At 60.5% G+C, this 18,924-nt stretch carries 17 protein-coding genes, 1 pseudogene and 1 riboswitch; of the genes and pseudogenes, 4 read left to right on the forward strand and 14 right to left on the reverse strand.

Annotation, left to right across the window (positions count from 1 at the left end):
- The 4 genes from QDY28_RS22040 to QDY28_RS22055 all read right to left on the reverse strand — a co-directional run bounded on the left by QDY28_RS22040 (nucleotide 1) and on the right by QDY28_RS22055 (nucleotide 4,073).
- Nucleotides 1-1,323 carry a cytosine deaminase gene (locus tag QDY28_RS22040; RefSeq protein ID WP_331383751.1) on the reverse strand — a complete coding sequence of 441 codons (1,323 nt, stop codon included), beginning with the start codon at nucleotides 1,321-1,323 and terminating at the stop codon, nucleotides 1-3.
- The gene (locus QDY28_RS22045; RefSeq protein ID WP_331383752.1) at nucleotides 1,323-2,165 is read right to left on the reverse strand and encodes an ABC transporter permease; all 843 of its coding nucleotides are present in this window, start codon (nucleotides 2,163-2,165) and stop codon (nucleotides 1,323-1,325) included. Before QDY28_RS22045 ends, QDY28_RS22040 begins: the two co-directional genes overlap by 1 nt.
- On the reverse strand, nucleotides 2,165-2,989 hold the full coding sequence (locus QDY28_RS22050) for an ABC transporter ATP-binding protein (protein WP_331383753.1): 825 nt from the start codon (nucleotides 2,987-2,989) through the stop codon (nucleotides 2,165-2,167). The genes QDY28_RS22045 and QDY28_RS22050 overlap by 1 nt, the downstream gene beginning before the upstream one ends.
- 67 nt (nucleotides 2,990-3,056) lie before the next feature.
- A complete protein-coding gene (locus QDY28_RS22055) occupies nucleotides 3,057-4,073 on the reverse strand; it encodes an ABC transporter substrate-binding protein (protein ID WP_442967571.1) in 1,017 nt (338 codons plus the stop codon).
- Nucleotides 4,074-4,255: 182 nt separating this feature from the next.
- On the opposite strand from QDY28_RS22055, the gene QDY28_RS22060 reads away from it, so the two are divergent.
- Nucleotides 4,256-5,206, forward strand: a complete 951-nt coding sequence (locus tag QDY28_RS22060; RefSeq protein WP_331383754.1) for a LysR family transcriptional regulator — start codon at nucleotides 4,256-4,258, stop codon at nucleotides 5,204-5,206.
- A 21-nt stretch (nucleotides 5,207-5,227) separates the two neighbouring features.
- On the opposite strand, the gene QDY28_RS22065 is transcribed toward QDY28_RS22060, so the two are convergent.
- The 8 genes from QDY28_RS22065 to QDY28_RS22100 form a co-directional block, all read right to left on the reverse strand.
- Nucleotides 5,228-6,025 carry a creatininase family protein gene (locus QDY28_RS22065; RefSeq protein ID WP_331383755.1) on the reverse strand — a complete coding sequence of 266 codons (798 nt, stop codon included), beginning with the start codon at nucleotides 6,023-6,025 and terminating at the stop codon, nucleotides 5,228-5,230.
- Nucleotides 6,026-6,356: 331 nt separating this feature from the next.
- Nucleotides 6,357-8,165, reverse strand: coding sequence for an allophanate hydrolase (atzF, locus tag QDY28_RS22070; RefSeq protein ID WP_331383756.1), 1,809 nt, complete (start codon nucleotides 8,163-8,165; stop codon nucleotides 6,357-6,359).
- Nucleotides 8,166-8,168: 3 nt separating this feature from the next.
- Nucleotides 8,169-11,708, reverse strand: a complete 3,540-nt coding sequence (gene uca, locus QDY28_RS22075; RefSeq protein WP_331383757.1) for an urea carboxylase — start codon at nucleotides 11,706-11,708, stop codon at nucleotides 8,169-8,171.
- 3 nt (nucleotides 11,709-11,711) lie between these two features.
- The gene (locus QDY28_RS22080; RefSeq protein WP_331383758.1) at nucleotides 11,712-12,362 is read right to left on the reverse strand and encodes an urea amidolyase associated protein UAAP2; all 651 of its coding nucleotides are present in this window, start codon (nucleotides 12,360-12,362) and stop codon (nucleotides 11,712-11,714) included.
- Nucleotides 12,363-12,372: 10 nt separating this feature from the next.
- Nucleotides 12,373-13,194, reverse strand: a complete 822-nt coding sequence (locus tag QDY28_RS22085; protein ID WP_331383759.1) for an urea amidolyase associated protein UAAP1 — start codon at nucleotides 13,192-13,194, stop codon at nucleotides 12,373-12,375.
- Nucleotides 13,191-14,015: an ABC transporter ATP-binding protein gene (locus QDY28_RS22090; RefSeq protein ID WP_331383760.1), complete on the reverse strand. Its 825-nt coding sequence runs from the start codon at nucleotides 14,013-14,015 to the stop codon at nucleotides 13,191-13,193. The genes QDY28_RS22085 and QDY28_RS22090 overlap by 4 nt, the downstream gene beginning before the upstream one ends.
- Complete coding sequence (locus QDY28_RS22095) at nucleotides 14,012-14,830, reverse strand: ABC transporter permease (protein WP_331383761.1); 819 nt, start codon at nucleotides 14,828-14,830, stop codon at nucleotides 14,012-14,014. The genes QDY28_RS22090 and QDY28_RS22095 overlap by 4 nt, the downstream gene beginning before the upstream one ends.
- Before the next feature lie 57 nt (nucleotides 14,831-14,887).
- The gene (locus QDY28_RS22100; protein ID WP_331383762.1) at nucleotides 14,888-15,961 is read right to left on the reverse strand and encodes a putative urea ABC transporter substrate-binding protein; all 1,074 of its coding nucleotides are present in this window, start codon (nucleotides 15,959-15,961) and stop codon (nucleotides 14,888-14,890) included.
- Between the two features lie 74 nt (nucleotides 15,962-16,035).
- A riboswitch (guanidine-I (ykkC/yxkD leader) is annotated at nucleotides 16,036-16,147 on the reverse strand.
- A 20-nt stretch (nucleotides 16,148-16,167) separates the two neighbouring features.
- On the opposite strand from QDY28_RS22100, the gene QDY28_RS22105 reads away from it, so the two are divergent.
- The 3 genes and pseudogenes from QDY28_RS22105 to QDY28_RS22115 all read left to right on the forward strand — a co-directional run bounded on the left by QDY28_RS22105 (nucleotide 16,168) and on the right by QDY28_RS22115 (nucleotide 17,154).
- Nucleotides 16,168-16,593, forward strand: coding sequence for a hypothetical protein (locus QDY28_RS22105; protein ID WP_331383763.1), 426 nt, complete (start codon nucleotides 16,168-16,170; stop codon nucleotides 16,591-16,593).
- The gene (locus QDY28_RS22110) at nucleotides 16,590-16,805 is read left to right on the forward strand and encodes a CopG family transcriptional regulator (protein ID WP_331383764.1); all 216 of its coding nucleotides are present in this window, start codon (nucleotides 16,590-16,592) and stop codon (nucleotides 16,803-16,805) included. The genes QDY28_RS22105 and QDY28_RS22110 overlap by 4 nt, the downstream gene beginning before the upstream one ends.
- Nucleotides 16,799-17,154, forward strand: a pseudogene (locus QDY28_RS22115) (type II toxin-antitoxin system VapC family toxin). The gene QDY28_RS22110 and the pseudogene QDY28_RS22115 overlap by 7 nt, the downstream one beginning before the upstream one ends.
- A gap of 214 nt (nucleotides 17,155-17,368) precedes the next feature.
- On the opposite strand, the gene QDY28_RS22120 reads toward QDY28_RS22115, so the two are convergent.
- Nucleotides 17,369-18,361, reverse strand: coding sequence for a dihydroxyacetone kinase subunit DhaK (locus tag QDY28_RS22120; protein WP_331383765.1), 993 nt, complete (start codon nucleotides 18,359-18,361; stop codon nucleotides 17,369-17,371).
- A gap of 152 nt (nucleotides 18,362-18,513) precedes the next feature.
- On the reverse strand, nucleotides 18,514-18,924 hold the full coding sequence (locus QDY28_RS22125) for a hypothetical protein (RefSeq protein WP_331383766.1): 411 nt from the start codon (nucleotides 18,922-18,924) through the stop codon (nucleotides 18,514-18,516).

An 18,924-nucleotide genomic window follows, 5' to 3' on the forward strand; every position in this document is an offset into this window, starting at 1 on the left:
TCAGGCTCCAACGACGCTGTCGAGTTCACGATAGTCCGGCAGGCTGCGGTCGATCACCTTGCCGCGGCGAAGCACGACGCGGTCGGACTGCGGACGGGATAGAAATTCGCTCCAGCGCCTGGCGCTGAAGAGCACGAGATCGGCCGCGGCGCCGACCGCGATGCGCCCCATATCCGGCCGGCCGAGAATATCGGCCGGTGATGTGGTGACGATGCGCGCGGCCGTATCCAGCGGATGGTCGAGATGCAGGATGCGGACCGCCTCGCGGAACACCTCTACCGCATCCAGATCGCCATAGGCATAGAAGGGATCGCGGGTATTGTCGGAGGCGACCGCGGTTGCAACGCCGGCCGCCGCCAGTTCCTTGAACAGGGTGATGCCGCGCCAGCGCGGCGTGCGGCCGGGATAGCGGTCCTGCAGATACATGTTGCACATCGGCAGCGAGACGATGGCGAGGCCGGCCTGCGCGAGGAGTTCGACCGTACGTTTTGCCGTCTCCTCGTCCTGGCGGGCGAGTGAGCAGCAATGGCCGGCCGTCACCTTGCCGCCGAAGCGGTTGCGCAGCACCGCTTGCGCGATCGCCTTCAGGGTCTCCGCAGCCGGATCGTCGGTCTCGTCGACATGAAGATCGACATCGAGACCATTATCGGCCGCGGCTCTGAACAGCGTGTCGAGCTGGCTGTGGAGATCGGAGCTCATCCGAGTGACGCCGCCGATCAGCCCGCCCTTTTCGCGGACGACGGTAACGAGGTCGGCGAAATAAGCCGCGTCCGCCATGTTTTCCATCGGAAAGAGCGCCACCGCCTGCAAGCCGATCCTGTCCTTCCAGACATCGCGCATCTCGGCAAAGACCTCGAAGGAGATGCGGTGCTGGGGTGCAAGGGAATCGAGATGGGTCCGGATCAGGCTGGTGCCGTGCGCATAGGCCGAACGCAGGGAAAACTCCATACGCTTCTTCACGTCCGCCGCCGTCCAGTTCGCCTCGCGGTCTGCGCGCACCGCCTCCAAGGCTCCCGGGAACGTGCCGTCCGGATTGGCGTTGCGCGGCCAGATGTGGCCCTTGTCGAGATGCGTATGCATGTCGGCGAAGCAAGGCCAGACCATGCCCTCCTTAAGGTCGGATTTCGCCAATTCGACAGGCGCTTCGCCCGGCGGCAACAGGGCGGAAATCTTGCCATCGGCGATGACTATATCGGCCCTGACGAGTCCCTCGACAACAGGCGCAACAGGCGCCTCATAACCGGTGACGGCGGCGGCAGGCAGGGTCGCATTGCTCAGCACGAAGCGGCCGGCATTGGGCAGGGAGATGAAGGAATAGGTCATCAGTTTTCCCGTTTCAGGCTGCTCTCGTGCCAGCGGTGCAGGGCAAGCCACGAAATGAAAGAGGTGACGGCGAAGATCGCCACGCCGAGCAGGGAGAGCATCAGCAGCGCCGCGAATAGCCGCGGAATGTTGAGCCGGTACTGTGCTTCGAGGAGCCGGAAGGCAAGGCCGGAGCCGGCGCCCGCCGATCCTGCGGCAAATTCCGCGACGACGGCGGCAATCAGCGCAAGGCCACCGCCGATCCTGAGGCCGGTCAAGAAATAGGGTTGGGCGGCCGGCAGCTTGAGAAAGAGCAGCGTCTGCCAGCGCGAGGCGCCGTAGAGCTCGAACAGATTGATGAGATTATGATCGACGCTTTTCAGCCCCTGGACCATATTCGAAAGGATCGGGAAGAAGGCGACCAGGAAGGCGCAGATCAGCAGCGCCACCTGCGTCGACGGCGCATAAATCAGGATGAGCGGCGAGATCGCCACGATCGGCGTGACCTGAAGAATGACCGCGAGTGGATAGAAAGCGAGTTCGATCCAGCGCGACTGCACGAGGAAGATCGCAAAACCGACGCCGCCGACGAGCGCCAGCACGAGCGACATGAGGGTGATCTTGGTGGTGACCCAGAGAGCAGGGGCAAGCGTGCCCCAATCGGTTACGAAGGCACTGGCGACCGCCGCCGGGCCTGGCAAAATATAGGGCGGCACTCCGGACAGCGCCACATAGGCATACCAGATCAGGATCAGCGCCGCGATCACGAGCAGAGGGATCGAGATGCGCAGCGCGAGATCGCGGCGACTCGCGCTTGCAGTGGTTTTGAAAGGCAGCGGCGCTGCGGCGGTTTGGTCACTCATCAATGATCCTCCGCCACGTTGATTGCTCCGATGAGCGAACGCGAGACCGTCTCGCAGGCTTTGCGGTATTCTTCCGAAGTGCGGTAATGGGCGTCGCGTTCCAGGCTGGTCGTCAGCGGCAGATCGGCATGCACGCGCCCTGGCCTTGCCTTCATCACGACGATGCGGTTCGAGAGATAGGCGGATTCGAAGACCGAATGGGTGACGAAGATAACGGTGATTCCGGTCGTTCTCCAAAGACGCAGCACGTCGTCGTTCAGCCTCTGGCGGGTGATCTCGTCCAGCGCTGCAAAGGGCTCGTCCATCAGCAGGAGCTTCGGCCTGGTCACCAGCGCCCGGGCTATAGAGACGCGCATCCTCATGCCGCCGGACAGTTCGCGCGGATAGGCCCTGGCGAAATCCTGAAGGCCGACGGTGCTCAGCGCCTCCACGATCCGGTGGTGTCCCGCCGCTTTCGAAATATGTTTCAGCTTCAGTGGCAGATGGACATTGTCGAACACGTTCTTCCAGGGCATGAGCGTCGGCTCCTGGAAAACGAAGCTAATATCGCCCTCGGGGAGACCCTTGGAGTTGATGCGCGAACTCGGCCAGTCGATCGCGCCCGAGGTGACATTGCCGAGCCCTGCAATGATGCGCAGCGCCGTAGACTTGCCGCAGCCGGACGGGCCGAGCAGGCTAATGAACTCTCCGCTTTCCACGGTAAGCGACATGTTCGAAAGGGCCACGGTTCCGCTGGAGAAGACTTTCGAAACCGATTGCATGACGACCAGCGGCCGTTTGTGCGTTTCTTTCGGTGATAGAACCTGAGCTTCTGCTGGGGTCATTGCTTATCTCGTTCATGCAGGGGAAGATCCGCCGTGTTGGTGGCGGATCGCAGGCGGTGTCTGCGACTTATTTCTTCATCGCCATTCCGGTTCCCTTGCAGACGAATTTCGTCGTGAAGGCCTTGGTGTAATCCGTCTCCGGCTTGAACACCTTGATCGCCACCATCTCGTCGAAGAAGGCCTTATAATGCGCGTCCGTCAGGCAGCCGATGCCCTTGTCGAGGCTGTCGCCGGATTCGATGATGCCGTATTCCTTCATCTTGGCGATGGAATAGGCGATCTGACCATCCGTCATTTCAGGATTGTCCTTCTTGATCAGTTCGTTGGCCTTCGTGTTGTCGCCGTAGAGATAGTGATACCAGCCTTCGATTGAGGCATCGACGAAGCGCTGGACGACATCGGGTTTGCTGTCGATCATCGCCTGCGTGGTGGTGATCATTGTCGAGTAGGGAGAGTAGCCACTGTCGGCGAGCAGGAAGACCTTCGGTTCGTAGCCGGCTTGCTTCTGGATCTCGTAGGGTTCCGAGGTGAGGTAGCCCTGCTGCGCCGACTCTTTGTCGGCGAGGAAGGGCGCCGGGCTGAAATTGTAGGGCTTGTATTGCTCGTCCTTGAAGCCTTTGAAGTTCGCCTTCATCCATTCGAAATAGGTGAGATAGCCGTCCTTGCCGAGAAACAGCGTCTTGAGCTTCGCAAGGTCTTCGAATTTCTCGATGCCGGCATCGGGATGTGCGATCAGCACTTGCGGATCTTTCTGGAAGATCGCCGCGACATCGACGAGCGGAATGCCCTGTTCGACGGCCGCGATCTCGCCCTGCGGACCGCCCATGTAAAAATCGATCTTGCCGGAGATCAGCAGTGCGCTGTTGGCCGCATTCGGGCCTCCCTGGACGATCGTCACATCGAGGCCGTGTTTCGCATAGGTGCCATCGACAACCGCCTGATAGAACCCGCCATGTTCGGCCTGCGCCAGCCAGTTGGTGCCATAACTGACTTTGTCGGCCGCATGCGCGCCAGCCATGCAGGCCAACATTCCGCCAAGACCAATAAGTGCGGAAGAGACACTGTGCTTCAATATATTGGACATGATGGACGTTCCCCTTCTGAATTCGCAACGTCTGAGGCGACGTCCGATTTTCTTCATAGGAGCGATTGCTTTGCTCTTTGAAAAGCATCAAATTTCGTGCGCAATGATGCCTTTTCGGCATCTCACCAAAAGCCTGTGCCTAATTTACGCTGCGTGCTTGATTTTTGTGCAACGAGGTCCTGATGCTGCACTCCCGAAAACTACTCTACATCAACGAGATCGCGCGATCGGGCTCGATCCGCAAGGCGGCGGCACGGCTGAATGTGGCGTCGTCGGCAATCAACCGGCAGATTCTAGCACTGGAGGAGGAAATGGGAGCGACGCTGTTCGAGCGCCTGCCGCGCGGGCTGCGCCTGACCGCCGCCGGCGAGCTCTGCATCGAACATATTCGCGAGGTGCTGAAGAATTACGAACGCCTGGAGGGGCGCATCCGCAGCCTGAAGATGCAGCAGGCGGGCAAGGTTCGGCTGGTGACGACGGTCGGCCTTGCGGCCGGCCCGCTGCCGGATATCATTGCGCGGTTCCAATCGGAGCATCCGCGCGTCTTCATGCAATTGCGCAACGACGCCGGCACGATGACGGTCAATCCGGTGCTGTCGGGCGAGGTCGACATCGGCCTCGGCTTCAATATTCCGGCAACGCCCGGCATCCGCACCCTCGGCAATTTCGATATTCCGATCGGCGTGGTTCTGCCGCCCGGCCACCACCTGATCGGTTCCGGCCCGATCAACCTGGCCGATATCGTCCAGGAGCGGCTCGTGCTGGCGCAGCAAGGGACCAGCCTGCGTGACGTGATCAATCTGGCATTGGCGCGCTTGGACGTGCATGTCGAACCGGTGCTCGAAACCAATGCATCGGAGATGCTGAAGAAGCTGGTCAAGTCCGGGGCTGGGCTGACGATCTTGAACCCGCTCGATGTCATCAACGAATGCCGGCAGGGCGAATTGGTCTTCCGACCGATCGCGGAGCCACATGCGCGCCGCCAGCCGATGAAGCTTTTTGCCCGCGCACGCGCGCCGCTTGATTCCGCTACCAGCCTGTTCGTCGAATATCTTCTCGCCGAACTGGCCGGCCTGGTGCAGGAGCTGCAGGCCAAAGGTCACATCACGGTAGACACGTGCGTCGCGATATGAGCCATGCTTCGCGACAAGCCTTTAATTCGAGTAAAGATTGGAAAGCGGATAGCTCTTCAGATCATAGAGCAGTTCGACAAAACCTTTGACCTGATGGCGGCAGATAGCTTGGCCCTTTTCGGCTGTGCCGACAGATGCGTCGCCGACGACGCCATAGGGATTGAGGTCGTGGGCGATCCAGGCCAGCGAATGCGGCGGCAACGGCTGCATGTATTTCGAGTGCTCGCGCATCCATTCCGCCTTGGACTTGAAATTGTCAGCCTTGTCCATCCGTACCAGATCGGGTCGGAAGTAGAGCATGAGCGACGTTTCCACCTCGCCGCCATGGATGCCGTATTTCAGCTCATGTTCGCTGATCATGCCTTGGGGATGGCCGAAGCGACCCCATTGCGTGGACACGACCGCCATCGCGTAGCGCACGCGCAGCTCTCGCGCTACGATGCTCATGATATCGACGTTCCCGCCATGCGAATTGACGATCACCATCTTGCGGATGCCGGCTTCGGCAACCTTGGCGCCGATCGCGGTCCAGACCGGAATGAGCAATTCGGCGCCGAGCGACAGCGTTCCCGGCCCGTAGATATGTTCATTGGCCTTGCCGATCTCCTGTGTCGGCAGCACCAGACAATCAAGATCGGCGGGCTTCTGCTTCCGCAACTCGGCAAGCATGCCGTTGGCGATGGCGACATCGGTTGCGACAGGCAGATGGGGGCCATGCTGTTCAGTCGAGGCGATGGGAAGCACGGCGATCGTGGTGTCAGCGGAAAGCCCGGCAAAATCGTAGCTGTTCAGTTCATTCCAGTAGAATGGCATTGCCATCGCCGCACCTCTCATTGCTTCTCAAGCAGTGAGTAGGGAAAATTATTGCGCACGAAAAGCATCAATTTGCGCCCATACCGATGCCTTTTAGAGGCTGATGAATCCTTGTCGCGCTTTAGCGTCTCTGCTTGTCGCGGAGACTTACCAATGAGCGCATGCCATATGAAGTGTGCGCCGTTTCCAGACAACGACGCACAGAAATCATGAACTGAAGGCGGGCAGATGCACCTCTCTCTATCACCCGCCCGTTTAGATCGCGCGGGTCCTGGCAATGAGACCCTCAAGAACGAGCTGCATCACCTTTGACAGAAATTTTCGCATCCATCTCCCTTCAGGCCGCGCTGGTTGCGCTGATATAGTTGCGCCAGCCGCCGAACTCGGTGATCTCTCGTCCACCGATCACGGCATGCCCCTCGCAGAGAAATCCCGTAAGGCATGTTCCATCGTCGAGGGTGATCTTACCTACGCCGAGCGGCGGCGGAATGTTCTCAACGAAACGGGCGAATGCCGCCGGCGGCAAGGCCCAGACCTCGACTTCCACTCCATTGCCTGTAAAGCCCGGATCGCGGATCAGCCCCGGCTTGGGGGGGATCGTGCCATGGAGGGTAAACAGCCGGTAGGTGCCATCCGTCCGTCCTGTTTTCAACCTGTATCCGCCCGCTCGCGTCAGCTCATGATTCAGTGGCATATCCGTCAGATGCGCGCCGACGACCACGATAGGAATGAAGCCGTCAGCTGGAAGTGTCACGCGACTTGCCTCCGGGAGCGCGGCCTTGCGGTCCTTACCCATGCCGGCATCGGCCGCTCGGTGCATGGCGTCGGCGAAGGGTGCCATCGCATCGTCGGTGAAGGCAGGGCCGACCAGCATCACGCCTGCGGGCAGATGGCCGCCGGCGTCGAAGCCGGCGGGAATGGCAATTGCGGCGCAGTCAAGCAAGTTCGCAAAATTGGTATAACGGCCGAAATGGCCGTTTTTGACAATCGGATCCGCCATCATTTCTTCAATCGTGTAGGTGGTGGGCGAGGTCGGCAGCATCAGGATATCAGCCTTTTCCCACTCCTTCAGGGTCTTCTGGCGTAGCGCTTCGAGTTTGTATTTGCCTTGGAAAGCGTCGACGGCATCATAGCGTCTCGCCCCTTCGATGATGGCCCGCACAGTCGGATCAAAGTCATCACCATTTGTCGCCAGGAACTCTTTGACCGCCGCCAGCCGCTCGGCGACCCAGGGGCCGTTATAGAGCAGTTCAGCTGCCTGCCGGAAGGGTCCGTATTCGAAGGGCACGATATTGGCGCCGAGTGCGCGCGCTCTTTCGATCGCGGCGTCATAGAGAGCTTCGACATGCCTGTTGCCGAAGAATTCCCGCTCGGCTCCATCGAGGACGCCGATCCGCAAACCGGAGGCGGGCAGGCTGGATGGTGCGGCCTTGCGCGAGAACGGATCGGCGGCATCGTAGCCCTCCATCACCTTGCGGATCGTGACGCCGTCGCCGACCGTTGGGGCAAAGACGGTGACGACATCGACGCTGCGGCAGGCAGGCACCACGCCGACATTCGGCACCAGTCCCGGTGTTGGTTTGATGCCGACGAGATTGTTGAAGGCCGCCGGTACCCGACCGGAGCCGGCGGTGTCCGTGCCAAGCGCGAAGCTTGCCAAACCCGTAGCGACGGCAACCGCCGAGCCGGAGCTCGAGCCCCCCGATACATAGTTCCTGTCGAAGACCGAGCGCGGCGCCCCATAGGGCGACCGCGTGCCATTGAGGCCGGTCGCAAACTGGTCGAGGTTGGTCTTGCCGATGACGATCGCGCCCGCAGCCCGAAGCCTTGCAACCACGGTTGCGTCCTTTTCGGGCTGGTAGGCGAAAGCGGGGCAGGCCGCCGTGGTCGGCAGCCCCTCCACGTCGATATTGTCCTTCACCGCGAAAGGAATGCCCCAGAGCGGCAGGCTGTTTGGCTCCGGCGCGCGCTCGAGCAGAGCTCGTGCTTCGGCCCGCAGCGCTTCATCAAGTGTCGGCGTGATGAAGATAGCGGGATCCGGCGCGTCAGCGCGACGGGCAATGACGATCTCGATAATATCGAGCGGGCTTTTGCCTGCCTGATAGGCTGCGCGAAGGCTGGTCAGATCAAGAATGGTCGGCAGCATGGATCAGCATTCCTCCAGAACAACAATGATATCGCCCGCTTTGACGTTTCGTCCGGGGCCAGCGCGCAGGTCGCGGACACGGCCTGACGCATGTGCGGTGACGTTAATTTCCATCTTCATGGATTCGACAATGGCAAGCGTTTCGCCGGCCGCAACCGGTTCGCCCGGCTCGACCAGCAGTTTCCAGATATTACCGGGCACGGCGCTAGCAACGCCGAAGCATCCTTCGGGAATATCCCCATCCGGGCGTTCGTCAGTGCCTTCGTCGGTGACAAAGCTGTCGAGGCCCGCCTGCTTCCAGCGCTGGCGCTCGGCATCGAAGGCGGCCTGCTGGCGTGCTTTGAAGCTTCCGATCGAGGCAGCATTCGCCTGTAATTCCCGCTCATAGGCGGCGTAGGAAAATTCCGTCTCATCGACCCGGACGGGATAGCCGCCATGCGGAAAGGCGCTACGGGCTTCCGCCAGCTCCTGGTGGCTGACCGGAAAGAAGCGGATCTGATCGAAGAAGTCGAGCAGCCACGGTTTGTCCTTGACGAAGACCGGCGTCTGCCGCCAGGTGTTCCACACCTGGATGGTGCGGCCGAAGAGCTGATAGCCGCCGGGACCTTCCATGCCGTAGATGCACATATAGGCCCCGCCGATGCCGACGGCATTCTCAGGTGTCCAGGTGCGGGCCGGATTGTACTTCGTCGTCACGAGCCTGTGGCGCGGATCGACCGGGGTCGCCACCGGTGCGCCGAGATAGACGTCGCCGAGGCCAAGCACGAGGTAGCTGGCGTCAAAGACGATATCGCGCACGGCCTGTTCGCCCGCCAGCCCATTGATGCGACGGATGAACTCGATGTTATCAGGGCACCAGGGCGCGTTCGGCCGCACGAGTTCCTGATACTTGCGCATGGCAAGTTCCGCATCAGGATCGTTCCAGGAAAGCGGTAAATGCACGATGCGGCTTGGCACGGTGACCTCCTGTGCCGCCGGCAGGCTTGCCTCGATCTCGGCCAGCAGACCGAGCAGGCGCTTGCGGGTCAGCGTCGTGCCGTCGTAATGAATCTGCAGCGAACGGATGCCTGGGGTGAGATCGATGATGCCGGGTAATCGGGCCTGCGATACGGCCTGCATCAAAAGATGCACCCTGAGCCGCAGGGCGATATCGAGCACCATCGGTCCATATTCGACCAGCAGATTGTCGTCGCCCTGACGGCGGTAGACAACCGAGACCGGCCCGTCGTCGCGTCTGGCGACGATCGGCGAACCTGCTTCTTCCTTCGCCCGATGCACCGCCGGACCGGCGATCGGGTCTTCGGGCCTGTTGATGGGATGAAAGCGAATGCGATCACCCGGTTTGAACTGACCCATCTTCCATTGCTCGTCGCGAGCAATGACTGCCGGGCATACGAAGCCGCCGAGGCTCGGACCGTCAGGCCCGAGAATGATCGGCATATCGCCGGTGAAATCGATCGCGCCGATCGCATAGGCGTTGTCATGCAGATTGGACGGATGAAGACCGGCCTCGCCGCCATCGCTGCGCGCCCATTTCGGCGCGGGGCCGATCAGGCGAACGCCGGTCCGAGCGCTATTGAAATGCACCTCATAGCCCGTCGAAAACAGCGTCTCGATATCGCCGTCGTGAAAGAAATCAGGCGCGCCGTGTGGACCATAAACGACGCCTACTTCCCATTCACGCGTCAGGTCTGGTGGCTCGGTCGCAGGTTTCGCTGGTTCGGCTGCGGCCTGACGGGCAAGATGCAGCACATGGCCGGTCTTCAGCGTGCCGCTGGCGTTGCCGCCGAACTGGCCTAAACCGAAGGTGGCGCGCGAGCCGAGCACGACGGGAGCGGCAAAGCCGCCCGCCACGGCGAGATAAGCTCGCTGCCCCGGTCCATCGATGCTGCCGATCGAGACGGTCTGGCCGGCGCGGATGGTGACGGCCTCGCCATGCGGCAGTTTCACGCCGTCGACGCTCATGGCCATCCTGGCTCCGGCAAGGGCGACCACCGTGTCGGTATGAAACTTCAGCACCGGACCGGACACCGTCAACTCCAACGCCGCAACTATATCGCCATTGCCGACGAGACGGTTGGCGTGACGGAAGGAACGCTCGTCCATCGGGCCGCTCGGCGGTACGCCGACATGCCAGAGGCCAAGCCGTCCCGGCAATTCCTGGATGCTCGATTGCGCGCCCGGTGCAATCACCTCGACGACATCCGGTATGAAGGAAAAATCGCGCAGCGCCGTCGTTGTCACCTTGCCGCTCGCCAGAAGCTCGGAGCTTGCGATGGCCCTGAGATAGTCGAGATTGGTCTCGATGCCCGATATCGACGTTCCCGCAAGTGCCGCCTTCAGTTTTTCGATTGCCGCTGGGCGGTCCTCGGCCGACACGATCACCTTGGCGAGCATCGGATCGTAGAAGGGGGTGACTTCGGTGCCGGTCTCGATCCAGCCGTCGATGCGTGCATCCTCGGGGAAGGAGACCTCCGTCAGCAAACCGGCGCTCGGGCGGAAATCGGCGTGTGGCATCTCGGCATAGACGCGCACTTCGATCGCCGCTCCCTTCGGTTGCAACGCCTGCGCACCCGAGAGCACGTCTTCGCCGGCTGCCTGGCGGATCATCCATTCGATGAGGTCGATACCGAACACGGCTTCGGTGACGGGATGCTCGACCTGCAAGCGCGTGTTGACCTCAAGGAAGTAGAATTCCTCGCGCAGGGGATCGTAGATGAATTCCACAGTGCCGGCAGATTCGTAGGAGACCGCGGCACCAAGATCGACCGCCGCCTTATGTATGCGGGCGCGGATTACTGTGGAAAGGCCAGGGGCAGGGGTCTCTTCGACCACCTTCTGGTTCCGCCGCTGCAGCGAGCAGTCGCGCTCGCCGAGCGCGATGACCTTGCCTTTGCCATCGCCGAAGATCTGCACCTCGACATGCCGGGCCTCGGCTACGAAACGCTCGATATAGACACGCGCATCACCGAAGCTTGCACGCGCCGTCCGCTGCACGCTTTCGAAGGAGGCCTTCAGGTTCTCGGCATTGGCGCATAGCTGCATGCCGATGCCGCCACCGCCGGCCGTGCTTTTCAGCATCACGGGATAGCCGATTTCTCCTGCCGCTGAGAGCGCTTCCTCGGCGCTCGATAGCAGGCCGGTGCCGGGCAGCAGCGGTACGCCGCTCGCGTGCGCGAGTTCGCGCGCCGTATGCTTCAGGCCGAAGGCAGAAAGGTGCTCTGGCCTCGGCCCGATGAAGGTGATGCCTTCGGCGGCGAGCCGCTCGGCAAATCCAATATTTTCCGACAGGAAGCCATAGCCCGGATGAACCGCCTCTGCTCCCGTCGCCTTGCAAGCGACGATGACGGCATCGATATTCAGATAGCTTTCGCTGGCGGGCGCCGGACCGAGACGAACAGCCTCATCCGCCATCATCGCGGCCTTCGCGAAGCGGTCGGCGTCGGAATAGACGGCGACTGAGGCAATCTCCATCCGTCGCAGCGTCTTGATGACCCGGATAGCGATTTCGCCCCGGTTGGCGATCAGAACTTTCTTGAACACGGCTCAGTCCTCGCCATCCCAGATCAGCACCCGGATCGGTGTCGGATCGAAGCCGTTGCACGGGTTGTTGATCTGCGGGCAGTTGGAGATGACGCAAAGCACATCCATCTCCGCCACCAGCTCGACATAGTCGCCGGGCGCGGAAATTCCGTCGACGATGGTCATCTCGCCATTCGGCTTGATCGGCACGTTCATGAAGAAATTGATGTTCGGCACGATATCGCGCTTGCCCATTCCGTGTTTGCTGACCTCAATGACGAAGTTGTCGCGGCAGGCATGCAGGAATTTGGTGCCGTGGCCGAAGCGCACCGTGTTGCTCTCGCAGGAGCAGGCGCCGGCCGACGTGTCATGACGGCCGCAGCTGTCGGCCGTCATGGTCAGCATGACATTGCCTTCGTTGGACACGATCTTCGTGCCAATGCCGATGTAGGGGGCCCCTTGAACTCGCATCGTATCCTGATTGGAATAGCGCTCGGAAAAATCATCGGCTCGGTAGAACAGCGTGTCGATTGCCTGCTGGCCATAGCTGTCCTCAATGCGGATCGTCTGGCCCTTGCGCACGACGCCTGACCATGGGGCTTCGGCCGGAATGAAATAATCCAGCGCGGCATTTTGAACATTGCGTGTAGGAGAGGTCTGTATGAAATCGGTCATCGTCTTCTCCTCAGGCCTGCATCATTGCGTTGTTTTCGAAACCACGCACGGCTTCGGCCGTTGCGGTGCGGCAAAGATCATCGGCCGCTGGAAATGCGGCCTTGTAGCGGGTGATGACGACCGGCTTCGGCTGGTATTTCGGATCTGGATCGAGCGGATGCGGGCAATTGGAAAAGCCGACCAGCATGTCCATCTCGGCGCGCAGCTCGACATAGTCACCGCTGTTGGAGCGCTTGCCCTGCCAGCCGAAACCTCCGCCCTGGGCCAGGCGGACGGGCGCGAAAAGATTGAGGATGCCTGGGATATCGCGTCTGTCGAGGCCGAGCTTGACGGCGACGAGGATCAGATTGTCGCGCGTATTGCGCGTTTTTTCGCCGGGATACTTCGCTGCGTTCGAGGCGGCGGTCGAGCCGCCCATCAGGCAGTCATGGGCGCCGGAACTATCCTCGATCATCGAGAACATGACGCGGCCCATATCGGAGAAGATCACGCGCCCCTTGCCGAGCGCCGTCGTCCACTGGACCTTGGCCGTATCGACGAGATTCATTCTCTCGCTCGTATCCTCGGCATTCCAGGCGATCAGTGCCACGGTGGACTTACCCTCCGCCTGATCGATGCGGATCGCTTCGCCGCGCAGAAGCTTCGTCGACCAATACCAGCCGCCGGGAATGGTCTCCTGGTGGATGATGGCGGCGGCATCGACGGCCGGCGCCGGCAGCGGGCTTGGACCGGGAAGCGCCTTGGGTGCGAATTCCAGACCCTTTTTCTGGTGCTCCTCGTAGCGGGCGCGGTTGGCGGCGATTTCTTCGGACGATCGTCTCACGTGCATCATAGCATCTCTCCTGATGATGCCAGGTCGTCCCGGCTGTGCCCCAAGGAAGCGACCGGGCCGTCCCGGTCGGGGCTGAAGATCGATGACTGGCCGGCAAGGCGCGGCGGCCAGATGGAAATATCCTTGGTGATGGTGGCGCCGTAACGCTCCTTCTCTTCCGGCCGGTCGCGGCGGCGCTCGAAGGCGACGACGCGGCTAGCCAGCGTGAAAGCTTCGCGCATGTCATGCGTGACCAAAAGGACGGTCATCTGCGTTTCGTGCCAGAGCCGCTTCATCAGCATGTGGATCTCGGCGCGGATGCCGGGATCGAGGGCGCCGAAGGGTTCATCGAGCAGCAGCACCTTCGGCTTCATGATGAGCGCCTGGGCCAGCGCAAGGCGCTGCTGCATGCCGCCGGAAAGCTGGGCCGGATATTTGTCCTCCGAGCCTGCGAGCCCGACTTCGGCAATCAGTTCGCGTGCTTCCTCGACAGCGTTGCGGCGTGCTGTGCCGAAGAGCTTGGCCTTGTAGCGCGCGCCGGAAAATTCCTTGCCGAGCAGCACGTTGCCGAGCGCCGTCAGGTGCGGAAAGACAGAATAGCGCTGGAAGACGACGCCGCGATCCGGCCCCGGCTGGTGCGGCAGCGGCTCGCCGTCGAGCAGGATCTTGCCCTTGGTCGGCTGCTCCTGGCCGAGCAGCATGCGCAGGAAGGTCGTCTTGCCGCAGCCGGAGGGACCGACAAGGGCGACAAAGGCACGCGAGGCGACGGTCAAGGATACGTTTTCGAGAACGATCTGGTCGCCATATTGCTTCCAGACCCTTTCTATCTTCAACTCGCTCATGCCTGCTTCTCCAGCTCCGACCAGGGGAAAACGGCGATGCGCAGGCGCTCGAGCAGGGCGTTCATGACCACGGCGAGCAGAGTGATCCAGACGACATAGGGAAAGATGATATCCATGGAGAGATAGCGGCGGACGAGGAAGATACGGTAGCCGAGGCCGGAATCCGAGGAGATCGCCTCGGCCGCTATCAGGAACAGCCAGGCCGGGCCGAGCTGCAGTCTGAGGCAGGTGATCAGCCGCGGCAGGATCTGCGGCAGCACGACACGCAGGCCGATCTGCCAGGAGGAGCCGCCGAGCGTCTCCGCCTTGACGATCTGCTCACGCGGCAATTCCAGGGCCCTCAACGCCAAATCGCGGATCATCGTCGGCGCAACACCGATGACGATGAGAGCGATCTTCGACGTCTCGCCGAGTCCCATGACGATGAACAGGATCGGCAGCAGCGCCAGCGGCGGCACCATGGAAATGACGGCGATGAACGGGGCGAGCAGCGCCCTGAGATAGGGCAGCATGCCGATCAGCATGCCGATAACAAGTGCGATTGCCGTCGAGATGCTGAGGCCGGAGAGCAGGCGGACCAGGCTCGCGCCCGTGTCCGACCAGAGCAGGAACTCGCCGGTGCGCTGGTCGGCGACAAAGGCCAGACGGTTGATCGCATCGGCAAAGCCGGCAAGGCTCGGCAGAAGTTTGTCATTGGCGTTATCCGCCAGCCGCGCAGCCGAGGCGAAGGCATAGGCAAGGGCAAGCATCACGAAGGGCAGCATCGTCAAGGCAAACTGCGCGCCCGCGCTCGGCCTCGTGTTGATCCAACGCATGGGAAATGCTCCGCTGATGAAGGGAGAGGAGCGCGGCAGACCGCGCCTTCAATACGATCAGAGTGATCCGTCAGCGGCTGCCTTCATATAAGTATCGGTGAAACGCAGCTTCACGTTGCTGGCATCGCCCTGCACCTTGCCGTCGGGCATTTCGATGCCGATGACGTCAGCCGACGGCGCGCCGTTGCCAAGCAAGCCTTTCTCGAAGAGGAAGTTGCGCACCAGATCCATGGTCTTCGGCAGATTGGGCGAGGCGGTGAAGGCAACGGCATCGGCCGGCTTGTCAAAGAGCTTTGTGGCAGCGAGCTGAGCTTCGAAGCCCTTGAGATCAGTGCCGGAGGCCGAGCCCATCGCCTCACGTGCGGCTTTGCCTTCTGTCGTATCGCCCCTCAAAAGTGCGGCGGTCTCGTACCAGATGCCGACCAGTGCCTTGCCGAAATTCGGATTGTCCTTGAGGACATTGGTGTTTGCGGCCATCAGATCGATGATTTCCCCAGGCACCTGCGAGCTGTCAAAAACCTTCTTGGCCGTCGGGTCTTCGAGAATGGTGGAGACCAGCGGGTTCCAGGTGACGACGGCGGTGACGTCAGGCGTCTTGTAGGCTGCGACCATATCGGCGTCCGAGGTGTTGACCACCTTCACGACGCGCTCGGTAAGCTTGATGCTGTCGAGGGCGCGGGCGAGCAGGTAATGGGAGACAGAAAATTGGACAAGGTTGACGTTCTGGCCCTTGATATCGGCAAGGCTCGTCTTGTCCTTCAGGATGACGGCGTCATTGCCGTTCGAAAAGTCGCCGACGATCACGGCGGTCGTATCGACGCCGCCGGCGGCCGGGATCGACAGCCCGTCCATATTGGTCAGCGTGACGGCATCAAAAGTGCCGGCCGTGTACTGGTTCATCGACTCCACATAGTCGTTGAACTGCGTGACATCGATCTTGATGCCGTATTTGTCAGCCCATTTCTTGACGATGCCGTGATCGGCCGCATAGCCCCAGGGCATCCAGCCGACATAGATCGACCAGGCCACCTTGAATTCGGTCTTCTGTTCTGCCTTGGCGACGGAAGCAATCCCAAGCATCAACGATACTGCTAGTGCTGTGGTGGAAACAATCTTCGAAAAAGTCTGCATTGAAATTCCCCTTCTGCTTTTCTTCAAAAGGGATCGGCAATGACCATCGTGCCACCAATCCCTTGGCTTACGAGGTCTCCCGGGCTTTTGTCCCGCCGTGCACCCGACAGGATTTCTCCCCCGCCGGTGGTGGCTCTCGGACCAGTCGCACTTCAGGAAAGCGCCGGAACCCTAGCCACCAACTCGGCAAATTCCTTGCAAGAGGTATGCCAGCTTATAACCGTTTGATTTCTCTAGCAGCCGCGTTCCCAGATATCGACTACTGTGTACACTCTGCAGCATTTGCTAAAATTTTGAGCAGCACAGATTTGCTTCGCTTCGCTCCTGAATACCCCTCTGTTGGGGATCAGCTAGGTTCCGGTGACCCATCAGCGAAGGTTCAGCAGCGCCCTGGTGGCCGCTCGCCTCCTTGTGCCGCAATCTGGCATGCCATCTACTTTTGGTTCCTGGTTTCAACCAGCCGCCATGTGGATTTCAAATGGACACGCGTTGACTTTCCATCAGTCATCATAGGAATGAAGCTGTGGCGACGTTATGCGCAGATCGCATTCGCGAGGGACTGGCGCTTTGCCATTGAAGATAACCATCAAGGATATATATTGCCGATATCACATATCGGAGTTTTCTCATGAGAACATTGGTGGATATCGGCGACCCAGAAATCAAAGCACTGGACCGGCTGGCGCAGCGGGAAAAAATGTCGAGGGCAGCACTGATCCGCAAGGCGATTGATGATTTTCTGGCCAGGAACAATGCCGATAGCGAAGCAGAGGCATTCGGGCTCTGGGGTGATCGAAAGATCGATGGTTTGGAGTACCAGGAAAACATCCGCAGCGAATGGTAAAGGCTCTCTTCGACACCAATGTCTTGATCGACTATCTCAATGCCGTACCGCAAGCGCGAGACGAGCTGACAAGATATGGCGAAAAGGCGATTAGCATCATTACCTGGATGGAGGTTCTCGTCGGTGCCAAGCCTGAGTGGCAATCGGAACGCGCTCTTTCCTGGCGGGCTTTGCAGTCATCGCTGTCGACGACGCCATAGCCGAACAAGCGGTATCTCTGCGACAACTGCATCGTATTAAGCTTCCAGATGCCATTATCTGGGCAACGGCCAATGTTCACTCGATGTTGCGAAACACCAAGGATTTCCCGCGGGAAATGCCGGACATTCGGGTGCCTTACGAAATCTGACCGCATTGTCTCGGCCGTTGTCAGCGCGTTATGCCGTTGACGCCGGCGAGTATCGGCCTATGCCTGACGATCGGCAGAACCTCCCCGCTCATCTTCACGACGATATCGTCAGGGGTAGCGGATCAGCCGGTGGCTGCCGGTTCGGCGAACGGCGACTTCCAAGGCGCTCACTTAGCAGCCAAACGGATATGTCGCCGATTGAACTGGACTTGCTCTAGCATCCCCAACGCAGCGCGCCGGTTGCTACAGGCGAATCCCATAGGGAAAATTCCTCGTCATCAAGGAAAGCGAGCGTGACGGAGAGGCCCTGCATGTCGAGCGACGTGGCATAAGTGCCGACAAGCGAGCGCTCGATCCGCAGGCCGTGGTTGACCATGAAATGGTGGGCAGTGTTGTAGGCAAGATAGAGCTCGGCTGGTGGCGTCCCGCCAAGCCCATTGACGAAAAGCAACGCCTTATCGGTCACTCGGGCGATGTCGTTAAAGACCGTTTCGCTCAGATGCCTGACGATCGTGTCGGCGTTGGAGAAGGGCTCCCTCGAATGGCCCGGCTCGCCATGAATGCCGACGCCCATTTCCACCTCGTTCGGTCCGAGCGCGAAAGTTGTGCGCTGCGTGTGCGGGACCGCTACACCAGTCAGGGCAATGCCCATCGATCGGATGCGTGGAGCGAGACTGTCGCCAAGGCTTTTCAGTTCCGCAAGCGTCATGCCTTGTTCGGCTGCGGCGCCAAGAAGCTTCTCTATTATCAGAGTACCGGCGACGCCACGGCGACCGCGACCGTCGCCTGTCCTTGCCGTTTCGATATCGTCGCTGACGATCACGGTTTCAATTTTGTGGCGGCTAGATGCCATCTCTGCCGCCATTTCGAAATTCATGACGTCACCGTCGTAGTTTTTCACTACCAACACGCATCCAGCCCCGGTGTCCGCTTCTTCGATGGCGCTCGCAATCTGGCTCGGCGTTGGAGACGTGAAAATATGGCCGACGCAAGCAGCATCCAGCATGCCGCGGCCGACGAAGCCTATGTGCATTGGCTCATGACCCGCGCCACCGCCGGATATGATCGCCACCTTGCCCGAAACCATATGGCGACGGCGGACAACTTTGCGGTCGACGCCGTACACAACGAGCTCCTCATGGGCGCGCACGAAGCCTTCGACGCTTTCGGCGACCATAGTGTCTGCCATGTTGATGAACTTCTTCATCAAGCCCCTCCCAAGGCGATGATCGTCTCAGTCTTGTCGCACTAGAGCGGTTCAGCGTTTCATGGAACCGTTTTTCCCCTATCTCTTTGTTCTTACGGAATTCGGGATGAAACCGCTCGCACGTTCCCAAAATCGCTCTATGCGCAGCGCGTTCAATCCGACGGTCCGGAAATTGCGGCAATCTTCTGCACGAGATCGGCGATCGCTTCCTCCAGCAGCCGGTTGCGCCGCTCATCACCGAAATCAGGGACCATGAGCGAAAGATGCCGTAGTTTGTCCGAGGCGCCAAGCTCCGGCAGTTTACCGGGATGCGCATTTTGGTAGGCCTCCAGAAAACGCTCCTGTTCGGCGGCGTTGACATGACACACTCGGAAGATCGTCGCGAGATGCCGCGCTGGAAGAGGCGTCGCATAGGTCGGGCTTGTTATTTGTGTGACGAAGCTGCGATGCTTGCCCATTTCCGTGGCCAGCCGCTGACGGGTTCCGGAAGGTCGGTTGTCGATGATCTGCGCCAGAATTGACTTGTAGGCGATAATGGCGTCTTCGGTTTCTTCGCGCGCCAT

The sequence above is a fragment of the Rhizobium sp. BR 362 genome, from assembly GCF_036528765.1.
GTDB lineage: Bacteria > Pseudomonadota > Alphaproteobacteria > Rhizobiales > Rhizobiaceae > Rhizobium.

What these genes read in the sequence shown, in the direction of transcription:
- QDY28_RS22060 (WP_331383754.1), top strand. Translation starts at nt 4,256, where the DNA reads ATGCTGCACTCCCGAAAACTACTCTACATCAACGAGATCGCGCGATCG.
- QDY28_RS22040 (WP_331383751.1), bottom strand. Translation starts at nt 1,323, where the DNA reads ATGACCTATTCCTTCATCTCCCTGCCCAATGCCGGCCGCTTCGTGCTG.
- QDY28_RS22080 (WP_331383758.1), bottom strand. Translation starts at nt 12,362, where the DNA reads ATGACCGATTTCATACAGACCTCTCCTACACGCAATGTTCAAAATGCC.
- QDY28_RS22100 (WP_331383762.1), bottom strand. Translation starts at nt 15,961, where the DNA reads ATGCAGACTTTTTCGAAGATTGTTTCCACCACAGCACTAGCAGTATCG.
- QDY28_RS22120 (WP_331383765.1), bottom strand. Translation starts at nt 18,361, where the DNA reads ATGAAGAAGTTCATCAACATGGCAGACACTATGGTCGCCGAAAGCGTC.
- QDY28_RS22110 (WP_331383764.1), top strand. Translation starts at nt 16,590, where the DNA reads ATGAGAACATTGGTGGATATCGGCGACCCAGAAATCAAAGCACTGGAC.
- atzF (WP_331383756.1), bottom strand. Translation starts at nt 8,165, where the DNA reads ATGCTGCCGACCATTCTTGATCTGACCAGCCTTCGCGCAGCCTATCAG.
- QDY28_RS22065 (WP_331383755.1), bottom strand. Translation starts at nt 6,025, where the DNA reads ATGGCAATGCCATTCTACTGGAATGAACTGAACAGCTACGATTTTGCC.
- QDY28_RS22085 (WP_331383759.1), bottom strand. Translation starts at nt 13,194, where the DNA reads ATGATGCACGTGAGACGATCGTCCGAAGAAATCGCCGCCAACCGCGCC.
- QDY28_RS22095 (WP_331383761.1), bottom strand. Translation starts at nt 14,830, where the DNA reads ATGCGTTGGATCAACACGAGGCCGAGCGCGGGCGCGCAGTTTGCCTTG.
- QDY28_RS22045 (WP_331383752.1), bottom strand. Translation starts at nt 2,165, where the DNA reads ATGAGTGACCAAACCGCCGCAGCGCCGCTGCCTTTCAAAACCACTGCA.
- QDY28_RS22050 (WP_331383753.1), bottom strand. Translation starts at nt 2,989, where the DNA reads ATGACCCCAGCAGAAGCTCAGGTTCTATCACCGAAAGAAACGCACAAA.
- QDY28_RS22105 (WP_331383763.1), top strand. Translation starts at nt 16,168, where the DNA reads ATGCCAGCTTATAACCGTTTGATTTCTCTAGCAGCCGCGTTCCCAGAT.
- QDY28_RS22090 (WP_331383760.1), bottom strand. Translation starts at nt 14,015, where the DNA reads ATGAGCGAGTTGAAGATAGAAAGGGTCTGGAAGCAATATGGCGACCAG.
- QDY28_RS22055 (WP_442967571.1), bottom strand. Translation starts at nt 4,073, where the DNA reads ATGTCCAATATATTGAAGCACAGTGTCTCTTCCGCACTTATTGGTCTT.
- QDY28_RS22125 (WP_331383766.1), bottom strand. Translation starts at nt 18,924, where the DNA reads ATGGCGCGCGAAGAAACCGAAGACGCCATTATCGCCTACAAGTCAATT.